General features: G+C 72.9%; 13 protein-coding genes. 6 read left to right on the forward strand and 7 right to left on the reverse strand.

All coding sequences use genetic code 11. The features are described from left to right. Positions 1 to 110 precede the first annotated feature (110 nt). The 3 genes from ACZ303_RS25150 to ACZ303_RS25160 form a co-directional block, all read right to left on the reverse strand. Positions 111 to 821, reverse strand: coding sequence for an ANTAR domain-containing protein (locus ACZ303_RS25150; protein WP_467342582.1), 711 nt, complete (start codon positions 819 to 821; stop codon positions 111 to 113). A gap of 83 nt (positions 822 to 904) precedes the next feature. Next, a complete protein-coding gene (locus tag ACZ303_RS25155; protein WP_467342583.1) occupies positions 905 to 1,639 on the reverse strand; it encodes a GAF and ANTAR domain-containing protein in 735 nt (244 codons plus the stop codon). Positions 1,640 to 1,932: 293 nt separating this feature from the next. Next, positions 1,933 to 2,487: a DUF5994 family protein gene (locus ACZ303_RS25160; RefSeq protein WP_467342585.1), complete on the reverse strand. Its 555-nt coding sequence runs from the start codon at positions 2,485 to 2,487 to the stop codon at positions 1,933 to 1,935. A 353-nt stretch (positions 2,488 to 2,840) separates the two neighbouring features. Between ACZ303_RS25160 and ACZ303_RS25165 the strand changes: the two genes are divergently transcribed. The 4 genes from ACZ303_RS25165 (at position 2,841) to ACZ303_RS25180 (ending at position 6,906) form a co-directional block, all read left to right on the forward strand. Then, entirely contained in the window at positions 2,841 to 3,602 is a 762-nt protein-coding gene (locus ACZ303_RS25165) for a hypothetical protein (protein ID WP_467342586.1), read from the forward strand. Positions 3,603 to 3,968: 366 nt separating this feature from the next. After that, positions 3,969 to 5,048 (forward strand): glycosyltransferase family 4 protein, encoded by a 1,080-nt coding sequence (locus ACZ303_RS25170; protein ID WP_467342587.1) that lies wholly within the window; start codon positions 3,969 to 3,971, stop codon positions 5,046 to 5,048. Further along, positions 5,048 to 5,983, forward strand: a complete 936-nt coding sequence (locus ACZ303_RS25175) for an NAD-dependent epimerase/dehydratase family protein (protein ID WP_467342589.1) — start codon at positions 5,048 to 5,050, stop codon at positions 5,981 to 5,983. Before ACZ303_RS25170 ends, ACZ303_RS25175 begins: the two co-directional genes overlap by 1 nt. Continuing rightward, positions 5,980 to 6,906 carry a phytanoyl-CoA dioxygenase family protein gene (locus ACZ303_RS25180; RefSeq protein ID WP_467342591.1) on the forward strand — a complete coding sequence of 309 codons (927 nt, stop codon included), beginning with the start codon at positions 5,980 to 5,982 and terminating at the stop codon, positions 6,904 to 6,906. The genes ACZ303_RS25175 and ACZ303_RS25180 overlap by 4 nt, the downstream gene beginning before the upstream one ends. On the opposite strand, the gene ACZ303_RS25185 is transcribed toward ACZ303_RS25180, so the two are convergent. From ACZ303_RS25185 to ACZ303_RS25200, 4 genes are all read right to left on the reverse strand, one after another. Beyond that, positions 6,893 to 7,861, reverse strand: coding sequence for an aKG-HExxH-type peptide beta-hydroxylase (locus tag ACZ303_RS25185; protein WP_467342592.1), 969 nt, complete (start codon positions 7,859 to 7,861; stop codon positions 6,893 to 6,895). The genes ACZ303_RS25180 and ACZ303_RS25185 overlap by 14 nt on opposite strands. A gap of 372 nt (positions 7,862 to 8,233) precedes the next feature. Continuing rightward, the gene (locus tag ACZ303_RS25190; RefSeq protein ID WP_467342594.1) at positions 8,234 to 9,055 is read right to left on the reverse strand and encodes a class I SAM-dependent methyltransferase; all 822 of its coding nucleotides are present in this window, start codon (positions 9,053 to 9,055) and stop codon (positions 8,234 to 8,236) included. Between the two features lie 26 nt (positions 9,056 to 9,081). Then, a complete protein-coding gene (locus ACZ303_RS25195; protein WP_467342596.1) occupies positions 9,082 to 9,846 on the reverse strand; it encodes a class I SAM-dependent DNA methyltransferase in 765 nt (254 codons plus the stop codon). Positions 9,847 to 9,898: 52 nt separating this feature from the next. Further along, complete coding sequence (locus ACZ303_RS25200) at positions 9,899 to 11,122, reverse strand: YcaO-like family protein (protein ID WP_467342598.1); 1,224 nt, start codon at positions 11,120 to 11,122, stop codon at positions 9,899 to 9,901. A gap of 164 nt (positions 11,123 to 11,286) precedes the next feature. Here ACZ303_RS25200 and ACZ303_RS25205 point away from each other — a divergent pair, with 164 nt between their 5' ends. Further along, positions 11,287 to 11,919: a sulfotransferase family protein gene (locus ACZ303_RS25205; protein WP_467342599.1), complete on the forward strand. Its 633-nt coding sequence runs from the start codon at positions 11,287 to 11,289 to the stop codon at positions 11,917 to 11,919. Next, positions 11,916 to 12,734, forward strand: coding sequence for a sulfotransferase domain-containing protein (locus ACZ303_RS25210; RefSeq protein ID WP_467342600.1), 819 nt, complete (start codon positions 11,916 to 11,918; stop codon positions 12,732 to 12,734). The genes ACZ303_RS25205 and ACZ303_RS25210 overlap by 4 nt, the downstream gene beginning before the upstream one ends. The last annotated feature ends 13 nt before the right edge of the window (positions 12,735 to 12,747 follow it).

Here is a 12,747-nt window from a genome sequence, read left to right on the forward strand (position 1 = left end):
CACGGTAGCCAGGCCGTACGCCCGCCACAACGGTCTCAGTGATGTGGCGCACGGCGGCGAACGGTCCGCGGCCCGCCCGCCGGCTTTCCCTGATGGTCGCCCTACCGGCCCTACTGGTGGTCCTGGGCGTTGTTTCCGTTGTCCGTGACGTCCAGGCGGAGGCGTCGCCCCAATACGTCGCGTGCTGTCTCCAGCAGAGGGCGGTCATGGCTGAAGGCGTGGGCGCGGAGCCTGACCAGGGCCTGGGCAAGAGGGATGCCGAGCTGCGCGGCGAGCATGCCGGTGGCCTGGTGGACCTCCGCGAAGTGCAGACCGGAGTCGTCCGTGAGCAGGGCGGCCTGTGGGCCGGGGCGGGCGGCGAGACCGGTGAGGAGCCCGGCGACGGTGTCGGCCAGGATGAACGCGTCGGTGAGCTGGGCGGCGGTCATCGGGCCGGCGGCGGTGCGGTGAGCGGTGAGCACCCCGAGACAGATGTTCCCGATGCGCAAGGGGAAGGCGAAGACGGCCCGCACGCCCAGGTCCAGGACGGCCGGGGCCAGGCCGGGCCAGCGGGAGGGCTGGAGAGCGGCCATGTCGGGAGCGAATGTCATCGTGGCGAGGTGGGCCGCGTCCAGGCTGGGGCCCTGGCCCTGGGTGAGCTGTACGTCCTCCAGGGCGGCGGTGCGCTCTCCGTAGGACTGCAGCAGCTCGGGCGGGGTGCCGTCGGCGGCGAGCAGGAAGGCCAGGCCGTCCAGACCCAGCGTCTGCGCGCATGCCCGCAGGGGCAAGGGGGGCAGGCCGGGGCCGTGGTGCGCTTCCAGAGCACGCAGGTATGAGGCCATCGCGCGGTGCAGCACTGCCCTCACCCCTTTTGTTCTCCGCAGGGCAACGTCTGGTGTGCCCTGGGCCGGTCGCCGGTCGGTTCTTAAGGATTCAGAAGAGACGCGTCGGCGGTGCCGTCGAGAACCTCGCGGGCGACGACGGTGAGCTGCGCCTGACGCGAGCGGGCGTGCCTCCGCATGGCCTGGAACGCCTCCTCGACGCCGGTCCGGCGGCGGTGGGCGAGGAATCCCTTGGCCTGTTCGATGATGACCCGGCTGTCCAGGGCGGTTTGCAGTTGCACGGTCACGGTCATCTGTTCGCGCACCGCCCGCTGCTGGAGGATGCCGATGGTCGCCGTGTCCGCCAGCGCCTGTCCCAGCCGCAACTGCGTCGGCTCCAGTGGACCTGGCCGGTCCCGGAAGAGGTTGAGGGCGCCGATCACCTGGCCGTTCAATCGCAGCGGAGCCGCCACGACGGAGGTGAACCCCAGCTCCATGGCGCGCGCCGCGAACCGCGGCCAGCGGCTGCGAGCCGCGTCGGTGTCCAGCGGTACGTCGGGGACCGGGACACCGGTGCGGCAGCAGTCCCGGCACGGGCCTTCGTCCCACTCGATGCTCGCGAGCTCCAGCATGCGGGTGCGCTCGTCGGAGGCGGCCGCGTCCACGATCCGGCCCTTCGGGGTGGCCAGCAGCACCCCGGCCGCCGTCACGTCCAGCAGCTCCACGCAGTGCTCGGCCAGGGTGTGGAGGAAGTCCATGACATCGAAGTCGCGCACCAGGGTGTCGGCGAGGTCGACGAAGGCTGCAGCCAGCCGCTCCTCACGCGGCAGATCGAGCATGACACGCTCACCTTCAAAGGTCTGCGGACCGCTCGGCGATATCCGTCCGATTACTATCGCTGCCCAGTATCGTCAAGGTCGCGTGCGCAGTCCAGAAGACGGCCGACCGCGGAGGCCGCCCGCTCTCCCGTGGGCTTCCGGCCGGCTTTTCCCGGCCGTCTCGGTGCGGTACGTGACCCTACCGGAGCGTCGCGTCACGCGTGGCGTCCGATCCGGTGGCGACCGTACGGTCCGAAGCGCCCAACGGCGCTCGGTCCGGCGGCCACCGCGGCGCTGACACCCGGCCCCTCCTCTCATCCCGGCTCGGCCGTGACCGGCGTACCCGGAACCGACGACACGCTGACGCCGCCGCTCTTCCCCGGCTGCCTCCGGTCGGGTCGGGCCTCCACCGCGCCGAAGGGCTCCTCGTTCGCGATCAGGGCACTGGCGGTGGAGTGGTCGTGCGGGTCGGCAGCGGCGGCCATCAGCCGGGCAGCCGCGGGTTCACCGGTCTCGGGCGGGATGACCAGCAGGTCCCAGCGGCCCGCGGCGTAGGAGAGCAGGAGCAGCTTGTGCGGGTCCTGCTCCGCCGTGAACCAGCCCACGCGCACCACGTGCCCGGTGACCGGTACCTTGCGCGGGATCACCGGCCAGAGCTCGGGATTCACGGTGATCCGGGTGATCCGCGCCCAGCGGCGGTCCAGGACGCCGATCAGGGCGGGGAGCTCCTGTACGAGGTCGCGGGAGCGGGGCCACCAGGCACCGTCCAGGAGGCCCCGGTCCGCGGTGGCCGGCTTGAGCATCAGGCGGATCCGCTGCGGCGGAACGCCTTCGTCGACAGTGGTCGTGGTGCGGAGGGATGTCGTCATGAGGCGGACCTGACCCCGGGCGCGTTTCTGTCCGCCCGGCATAGCCGCTCGCCGGGAACGGCACCGACGTGGAAGCCGATGCGCGGGGTGTTCCCGGTATGCGCAGCGTACTCCGGCCGGGGACGGCCGAGCGGCGTGAACCACGGGAAATCGTCGGGGCGCGCGACGGGGCGTCCGGGATCGGTCCCGGACGACATCCAACAGCGAGGCCGGGAAGGGACGTTGAGGTACCCATTCCCGGCTGAGTGCCGTAGGGTCCGAATCGGTTGTTCATTGGCCGCCGATGCCCGCTCCTGCGGGACGTTTGAGCTTCTTGCTCAGCCATCATCGGTCTCGGTGCCATGAAAGTCCTGATGCGAACTACTCGCGCGATTCTCGCTTTTCCCGCGGCCGCCGCCCTGGTCTGCGGCACCGTCATGCTGGTGCCCGGGGCCGCGGAGGCCCGGCCCGCGTCCGTCGCCTGCAACGAGACAGCCCTGGTCGTCGCGGTCACCGCGGCGAACGCCGCCGGCGGCGGGACCGTCACCCTGACACCCGGCTGTACCTACACCCTCGCCTCCAGCCACGGTAACGACGGCGTGAACGGCCCTGCCGGACTGCCGGTCATCACCACCCCCGTCACCCTCGAAGGCAACGCCAACACCATCACCCGCGCGGGGACGGCAGCCCCGTTCCGTATCGCGCAGGTAGGCCCCACGGGCGGCCTCACGCTCAAGGCGGTCACCTTCAGCGGCGGCCACGCGGCCGCGACGGGCCACGACAACGGCGGCGGCATCCTCAGTTTCGGCGCGGTGACCCTCACCGGCAGCCAGCTGTCCGGCAACACCGCCGACGGTCTCGGCGGCGCCATCTCCAGCACCGGCACGGCGTCCGCGGCGACGTTCACCAGCAGCACCGTCCAGAGCAACACCGCCCATCAGGGCGCCGGCATCGCCAGCGTCCAGGGGACGCTCACCCTGACCAGCAGCGTGGTCAACGCCAACGCCGCGGCGGTCAACCCCGGCGGGATCTACTACACGGCCGGCTCGGCAACCCTCAACACCTCCACCGTGACCGCCAACACCGCCACCAACTGCACCGGCAGCCCCTCCCCCGTCCCCGGCTGCATCGGATAACGCCCCACCCTCGCAACGCCACCCACAACCAGACTGGGCCGCTGTCCACACCAGCGGCCCAGTCGCGTCGACCCGGTCCACGATGTGCGGCGGTGGGCGGCGCGCGAGCTGCTGCCGGGCGGGAGGGCATGCCGGTACGGCGAGCGAAGTGGCTCGAACGGCGCGGTCGGCTCGTTCGCGCTCTTCCGCGCGCGGCGGGGCACTGAGCGAATGAGGCGAACGACCGCTCCGAAAACAGCCGGTCACGCACCGGCAGCCGCCTCCCCGCCGTCCCCAGCACCTCTCCCCGGAGGTCACCCAGCCATGCGGATCACTTACCTGCACTCGGGAAGCATTCCCTCCGTCTATGCCAACGGAGTGCACGTCATGCGTATGTGCGACGCGTTCACCGACGCCGGGCACGAGGTCGAGCTGTACGCGCTGCCGGGCGCGGTCCGCACCGACGACATCCACGCGTACTACGGCACCCGCAACCGCTTCCCGGTGCGCACCCTTCCCCTGGCCTCGGGGCGAGGGACGGGCCCCTGGCAGCGGGCCTGGCGGCTACGGCGCGCGGTCCTGCGCGGGGGGCTTCCCGACCTGTTGTACGGAAGGGACCTGCACGGCCTGCTCGCGCTGTCCGGCACGGCTCCGATGGTCTACGAGACGCACCTTCTGTGGGACAGCCGCCCGCTCCGGAGCGCCGAGCGGATGCTGCTCCGCGGCCGCTCCCTGCGCCGTGTCGTCTTCGTGTCCCAGGCCCTGGCCGACGACTACCGCGCGGCGTATCCGCGGCTCGGGACGCGTCCCGGCGCCGACATGGTGACCGCCCACGACTGCGCCGACCCGGTGCCGCCGGGAGGGCCGGTGGCGACCCTGCCGGGCAGGCCCGGGGCGCTGAAGGCCGGCTACGTGGGACACCTCTACCCGGGGCGCGGCACGGAGGTCGTCCTGGCGCTCGCGGCACGCCTTCCCGCGCTCGATTTCCATCTGGTCGGCGGCACGGACGAGGACCTCAGCCACTGGCGGAGCCGGAGCCGCCCGTCCAACGTGTACTTCCACGGTCACCTGCCGCCGTCGGCGCTGCCCCCCTACTACCGGTCCTTCGACGTCGTCCTGGCCCCGTACCAGAAGAAGGTGGCGTGTGCCGGTGGCATCGGTGACATCTCCCGCTGGGTCTCGCCGATGAAACTGTTCGAGTACATGTCCTACGGCAGGGCGATCGTCGCCTCGGACCTTCCGGTGCTCCGCGAGGTCCTCACGGACGGGGGGAACTGCCTGCTCTGTCCGCCCGACGACATCACCGCTTGGGTGAAGGCGCTCGACCGGCTGGCCTCCGATCCGGCTGCACGGGAGGCGCTGGGCGAAACGGCCCGGCGGCAGCTGATCACCCGGCACACCTGGCGGGCCCGCGCCGAGCTGGTCCTCCCCGCCGCCGTCGCCTCGGCGGCGGCCGGGCGGTCGTGATGCGGACGGTCGTCACCGGCGCCGCCGGCTTCATCGGATCCCACCTGTGCGAGCACCTGCTGGCGGCCGGCGACAGCGTCGTCGGCGTGGACTCCTTCACCGACTTCTACGACCCGGTGCTCAAGGAGCGCAATCTGCGCCTCCTCACCGGGCGCCCCGGTTTCTCCCTGTACCGCGCGGATCTGCTGGAGGCGGAGCTCGGCCCGGTCCTCGAAGGGGCGGACGTGGTCTTCCACCTCGCCGGACAGCCCGGGGTGCGGCCCTCGTGGGGCACGGAGTTCCCGCTGTACACCGCCCGGAACGTCCTGGCCACGCAAGCCCTGCTGGAGGCCCTGCGGACGCGCCGGATCCGGAAGTTCGTCTACGCCTCCAGCTCCTCCGTCTACGGTGACGCCCAGACCTTCCCCACGGCCGAGACGGTGTGTCCCCGCCCGGTCTCCCCGTACGGGGTCACCAAGCTCGCGGGCGAGCATCTGTGCGAGCTGTACCGCGGCGCCTACGGGCTGCCCAGCGTGTGCCTGCGGCTGTTCACCGTCTACGGTCCCCGCCAGCGGCCCGACATGGCCTTCGCGCGCCTGCTGGCCGCCACGTCGGGCGGGGCGCCGTTCCCGCTGTACGGCGACGGGGAGCAGACCCGCGACTTCACCTATGTCCTCGACGCGGTCACGGCCATGCGGGACGCGGCCTGCTCGGGCTTCACGGGGGTGGCCAACCTCGGCGGCGGCTCTCCGGTGTCCATGAAGCAGGCCATCGCCGCCGTCGAGTGCGTCGTGGGGCCCGTCGACGTCGTCCCCCGGCCCTCGGAGCCCGGTGACGCGCGGCACACGGGAGCGGACATCACGCTGGCGCGCCGGGCGTTCGGCTTCCGGCCGGGCACGGCGCTGCACGACGGGATAAGGGCCATGGCCGAGGACCGCGCCGGAGGGACGCCATGAGCGGGACGCCCGGTCGCCCCGGGCCTCCGACCGACGCGGTGGGGCGGGCCGACGTGCGCGTGGTGACACCCACGGCGTACGGGTGGGCCGTCCCGCTGCGCCACGTTCTCGGCGGCGGGCTGATCGTGGTGCGAGGTGGCCTGGCGCAGGTCGGGGCGCTGGACGCGATCCTGCGGGAGACCCGCCGCGCGGTGGCGGAGCACCTGTCCGTGCCGGCCTCCCGGCGGGTGGGCGCGGCCTTGGAGCACCTGCACCACCATGCGTCCGTGGAACGGACGACGGCGATCCGGACGGATCTGGAGACCCGGCTCCGGCCGCTCGCCGCGGAGGTACTGCGGGAGGTCACCCGTGCCCTGGAGCCACAGGACGCCCGCGTCTACATCGGCGGCCACCTGGGGATCCGCATCATGCCGCCGGCGGGCACCGTCGCCGAGCGGGCCGGAACCCAGGGGCTGGAAGGGTTCTTGACGCCTCGTGGCGCGCATGTCGACTCGTGGTTCAACACCGCCGTGAACTCGGTCAACCTCTGGATGGCGGTCGGCCCGGTCCGCCGGGGCAACGGGCTGGTGTTCTACCCCGACGCCTACGGGCGGCCCCTCGTCCACGACGGGGACCATTCGCCCGTCCCGGGCCAGCACCTGGGGCGGGCCGTCGACGTCGCGCTCGATCCCGGGGACATCCTCTTCTTCGCCGGGGACCATCTGCACGCCTCGCAGCCGAACATCACCGACGAGACCCGTTTCGTCATCACCAAACGCCTCTGCCTCGGACCACCGCGCTATCCCCGGGGCGCCAGTGGCTGGGTCCCGTACGAGAACCCGCGGCTGCTGGACACCCGGCTGGCGCCCCTGGCCTCGCTGCGCTCCCGGCTCACGGCGGGCGCTCTGCGGCACCTGGTGCGCACTCGGCTCACGCGTCGCTGATCAGGGCCGCACTCCGGTCGAGGAGCGACCGGCCGTGGCCGGTGAGCCGCCCGCGGTGCGCACCGAGCGTGCCCACCGCACGGCCGAGGTCGGCGAACAGCCGGTCGCGGCGGGCCCGTACGGGCCCTTCGGCGGCCGTACCCGCGTCGAGGAGCCGCTGAGCGAGCAGCGCGCAACGGGCCAGCACCACCATCTGCTGGAAGAGGCCGCTCAGCGGGCGGGGGTCGGCCCGCAACGGAGTCATGAGGCCGCCGGCGGCGTCGGCGTCGGGGGCCAGGAGGGGCTCGCGCACCGCCGCGGCGTTGCAGCGGTTGTGCGTCCCCTCGTGGACCAGTGCCTCGGCCAGCCGCACCGGGCCGGGCAGGCCGGAGCGTGTCGGGGTGAACCTGCGGCGGTTGAGGAGCACGGCGCCGTGCACGGTGAAATCGGTGTAGCCGTCGATCGCCTCGCCGTCCAGGAGGGCCACCTGCGCGACCGTCGCCCGCAGTTCCTCCAGCATCCGTGGCCACGTGGCCTCCAGCAGCGCCACCGTCTCCGCGAAGCAGGAGTGTTCGGCTTGGCGCCAGGTGCCGAGGGACGCGGTGACCGGCCGCCCGTCGGGCTGAGGGCGTCGGGGCAGCTGGGCCAGGACGCGCCGCACACTGCGCCGCAGATGCGGCTGGTCCTCGGGACCGGCCCGTTCGACGTGCCAGCCGGCCGGACCGGGGGCGTCCCGTACCGGCTCCGCCGACCGGGCGGGTCCGCGGCACAGCTGCGTGGCCAGCGTCGCCGCACGGTCCGGTGCGAGAGGGCCGGCGTGGCCCTGGACCATGTGGGCGGCCTCCACGGCCGCCGGGTGGAGGGGCAGTACGTGCGGCGGGCCGGGCAGGCCGCGTCGCTCCACCACACCCAGCAGCAGGCGCCGCAGGACGTCCTGGTCGACGAGGGCCGAGGCGCGGTCGGGCTCCACCTCCACGTGTGCCTCCTTCCGTCACCGGCTTCGCGCACGGCCTGCCACGGGCAGCGGCCGCCCGGCTCGATGCCGGCCGGCCGCCGTGGTCCGGGGTCCCGCGAGGGTGCTACTCCTCGTCCTCGAAGGGGATGTCGATCATCAGGGCGAGGGCGGGGAGTTCTTCCGCCGCGACTTCCTCGATGTCCTCGATGTGCTGGGGCATGTCCGATCCTCCGACAGTGAGGGAGTGGTAATCGGCGAGGCGCCCGGGGGGCCGGCGTATCCGTGACGCATCGACCGGCCGGGTGCGCTCATCGCCATGATGGCCGCTCGCTCCTGCCGCCGCCAGCGTCGTCCGTCGGCCAAGTTCCGCCGCCGCCGGGCCCCGAGGCTTGTTCAGAGGGGTTTGCGGGCCATGAGGGAGAAGGACAGGGGCACCGCCGGGACGTCGTCGGGCAGATGCCACCATCCGTCGTCCCGGTGTTCCATGAACGGGAACATGGGCCATGCCACGAACGGCCACTCGTGAAGGTAATCGATGGTCAGCCCCGCCTCCAGCAGGGAGTTGAGGATGTCCGCCATGCTGTGTCCCCAGGAGAACTCCCAGCCCTCCACGTCCGCGTCGGGTACCGCCAGCGGGCTGCGGTACTTCCAGCGCAGCGGCTCTTCCCTGGCGAAGTAGGGGTAGCGTGCGGTGAGTTCGCGGTTCTCCGCCCGGTTGGCGAAAAGCCAGGCGGTCGGGTGGGATTCGAAGAGGTAGAACCGTCCTCCGGGGGCGGTGAAACGAGCCACGACCTCGGCCCAGCGCCGGAGGTCGGGCAGCCACCCGAGGACCCCGTGCGAGGTGTAGACGAGGTCGAAGTCCCCCTCCAGGCGGCCGGGGAGGTCGTAGACGTTCGCGCAGACGAACCGGGCGGAGGGAGCGACGTCACGCGCCAGCGAACTGGCGGTCGCGACGCCCTGGGCGGAGAAGTCGACACCGGTCACCCGGGCGCCGAGCCGGGCCCAGGAGAGGGTGTCCACGCCCACGTGACTCTGCAGGTGCAGCAGGCTCAGCCCGGCTACGTCCCCGACCTCGTCGACCTCCAGCTGCCGGATGCGCATTCCGCCGCGCCGGAAGTCGTCCAGGCCGTAGTGGGCGGAGGCGGCCTTGAGAGGCGTCCACGTCTCCCACTGCCGCTTGTTCTCCGCCATATAGGTGTCGGGGTCCTCGCGCATGCCTTTCCCGCCTCTCTGCCGTGGGTCTACGCCGGGCGTTCGTACACGGAGACGTGGTAGGCGCTCTGCGAGGTGTACGGGCCGCCGGCCCAGCTCCCCCAGCGCTCGCGCAGCCGCAGGCCGGCGAGGCGCGCCATCAGGTCCAGTTCGCCCGGTGCCGCGTAACGGAAGGAGACCGTCGTACGGTGCATGGTCATGCCCGTCCGGGGGTCGCTGTCGAAGACGGCGTAGTGGGAGCGGTAGCGCTGCGCGGCCCGGTCCGTCTCCCGGAAGCGCATGACGAGCTCGGACCCTCCGGTGTCCAGCACCTGGAAGCCCCCTGGCCCCTCGGCCGCGAGCGCCTCGGGCACATGGGCGTCGAGCACGAACAGCCCGCCGGCGCGAAGCCTCCGGGCGGCGTTGGCGAAGCACTTCACCTGGGCCTCCTGGGTGGGCAGCTCGGCGAAGGTTCCGCTGACCACGTACACCAGCGCGTAGGTGCCCGTGCCGGGTGCGTCGGCGAAGTCCCCGAGCGTCACCGGGATGTGCCGGCCGCCGGGTTTGGCGCGAAGCTGTTCCACCATGGCCGGGGACGCGTCGACGCCGTGGACCTCCGTGCCGCGCCCGGCCAGCGGCACGGCTATCCGTCCGGTCCCGATGCCCAGCTCCAGGGCGGGCCCGGGGGCCACGGAGCCGAGGAGCCGGGCCAGGGCCTCGACGGTCTCCGAGGTGACGCCGGACGCCCCGAACCAGGAGTCGTAGCGGGTGGCGAAATGGGTGTAGTCGGGTGGGCTGTTCGGAGGTGCGTTCACGTTGGGGGCCTCTTCTCCGGTCTCTTCCTTCTTCGGTCTCCTGGGGCGTCCATCAGCCGAAGGGGTGGGGAAGCGCGTCGGTGTTCCCGCCGTCACCGGAGGGCAGCGGCCGCGTCCCGGGGGCGAGCACGCGGACCACGGCCACGCCCTCCGCCAGGAGCCGCCGGGCGTCCGTCTCCACCAGCAGGACGTCCTCCCCGGTGTACGCGGCGAGCACGCCGGGCGTGGTGCCGGGGCCGGTACGGTCCGGGCCGGAGGGTTCCGGTGCGGGCGGGGCCGGTGCACGGGCCAGCCAGTGGCCCAGGTGGTCCCGCCCGTGGTGGGCCCCCAGGGCGTGCTCCAGCGCGGTGCGGGGCGGGGTCCGGCCGCCCCACCGCTCCCAGGCGCGGACCGCGACCGGACTGGTCATGCTCCACCGCACCATCAACGCCTCGTACGCGGCGGCCGCCACGGCGGCCCCCCGCCGGCCGGCGGACGCACAGCGGGCACCGAAGCTCTGGGCCCGCCCGCCGCTTTCGACGCACACCACCGCGCAGACCGTGCCGCGAGGGGCCGGCAGCCACAGCACCGTGGCCCGCCAGCCGCATGCCGTCAGCAGGTCCCCGACGGGGGCGGGCAGCAGCCCATCGGCGTCGGGCTCCACATACGGCGCCGGGGCGTCCTGTTCGTACCAGGCGCGGCGGATCAGGTCGCGTTCGAGGATCTCCCCCGCCGCGTGCTCGATCGCCCGGGCCCGGTCGGGGTGGGCTCCCAGACCGGTCGAACCCGCCCGCGCCGGAGCGTGGCAGCCGGCCGGCGGGCGGTGCTGGAGAAACGCGGCCCCCGCGGGGACCAGCAGCTCCGCACCGGTCAGCAGCGACCGCGCCATGACCCACATCGCCCGCAGCGAGCGGCTGTCCGGCGCACCGGAGAAGACGGCCGGATCCACCGCCGGCACTCCACGCCGCCGCCATTCGCCGAAGGTCCCCTCCCACCGCGCCTGGCGCTCGGCCTCCCGTCCGGCCAGCACGTTGCCCATGCGCTCCAGCAGCTCACCGCGTGCGCGGACGGCCACGTCCGAGGGGTCGTCGCCGGCGCTGCCGCCGATCAGGACCCGGTCGGAGCCGCTCGCGCTCGTCCGGCCGAACTCCGTGGAGCGTGCCGCGACCCGTGCGCACAGGACGGCCGAGCTCTCCGCGAACGGCGCGAACACCTCGGGCCGCCAGCGCGCACCTGCCGGGGCGCCCGCGCCCGGCGCTTCTCCCGGCGTGGCCGGGTGGGCTCTCGTCATCGCCATGATTGGACCAAAGCCGTGCCGGGCGCACAACGACGCCTCGGGGGGCCTCGTGGCGAACCGGCCATGGCCGCGGCCCTGTTGACAAAATCCCGCGTTCCGGGACGGTTACTCGTGTACGCGGGCGCCCGGCTCCGGTGCGGGAGCCGTCACCCCCGGGAGGCCATGTGCCCGTCGATCGTGCCGTCGACCCCTGCCCGGCGCCGGGCGCCGCGAAGCCGAAGGTCTTCGGCATCGGCTTGTCGCGCACCGGCACCCGCTCGCTGGCCACCGCCCTGCGGACGCTCGGCTTCGAGACCGCCCACTACCCGGCCGATCCGGCCACCTACGCGACCCTGCTGGCCGGCACGGCGGGATTCCCGCTGCTCGACCGGTGCGACGGGATCACCGACATCACCGTCGTGCCCTACTACCAGGACTTGGATCTCCTGTGGCCGGGCGCGAAGTTCGTGCTCACGGTCCGCGAAGAGGAAGGCTGGCTGCGCTCCTGCCGGCGGCACTGGGAGCGGCCCGTCGAGAGCAAGGCGGACAAGGGGCCGGTCTACCTCGAACTCCAGTGCTTCCTGCGGGCCGCGGTCTACGGCTGCCACGCCTTCCATCCGGAGCGGTTCCGCCGGGTCGCCCGGCGGCACACCGCCGAGGTGGTCCGCCACTTCGCCGGCCGGGACGGCGACCTGCTGGTCCTCGACGTCGCGGGCGGCCAGGGGTACGAGCGTCTGGCCCCCTTCCTCGGCCTGCCCGTCCCGGACGGGCCCTTCCCCCATCTCAACCGCACGACCATCGCGGGGAGCCCGCGGTGACCCCGAAGGCGGTCGACGCGGAGGGCGACGTCTACGTCATCTCGTTCCCCAAATGCGGCCGGACGTGGCTGCGGGTGCTGATGGCGAAGGCCATCTCCACGGCGCGCGGGATCCCGATGGACGTCTGCCGGGATCTGGATCTGACCGAATACAGCGAGGTGGACCCCACCGTCCCCCGCATCGTCTTCTGGCACGACGACCGCGTCGCCTGGCGGCGCCCGGCCGAGCTGTCCTGGGACAAGGACTTCTACCACGACCGCAAGGTGGTCCTTCTGCTCCGCGACATCCGGGACACCGCCGTCTCCCGCTACTTCCAGCGGAACCTCCGGCAGGACCGTCCCTACCTCGCCGGACTCGGCGACTTCCTGGCCGAGGAGGAGGGCAGCGTCAAGACCTGTCTGACCTTCTGGAACATCTGGCATGCCCGCCAGGACGTGCCCGCGTCGTTCCTGCTCACCTCCTACGAGCGGCTCACCGCCGACACCGCCGGGGAACTCTCGCGCGTGCTGGACTTCTGCGGACTGCCCGAGGCCGGCGAGGAGACGCTGCGCACGGCAGTGGACTTCGCGGACTTCCCGTCCATGCGCGCCATGGAGCTCACCGACTCCTTGCGTACGGACCGCCTGCGGGCCACCGTGCCCGGCGACCCCGACTCGTACAAGACCCGTCGCGGGGTCGTCGGCGGCTTCCGCGACTACCTCACCCCGGCGCAGATCGACTATGTGAACGATGCCGTACGCCGGCTCCTCGCCCCGCCGTGGCAGCCCGCCGCCCTCGCGGCGGACACCGCGGATCACGGCCGAGGGCCCGGTTGATCAGGGTGGGGAC

The organism is Streptomyces sp. NPDC023527 (assembly GCF_055560115.1).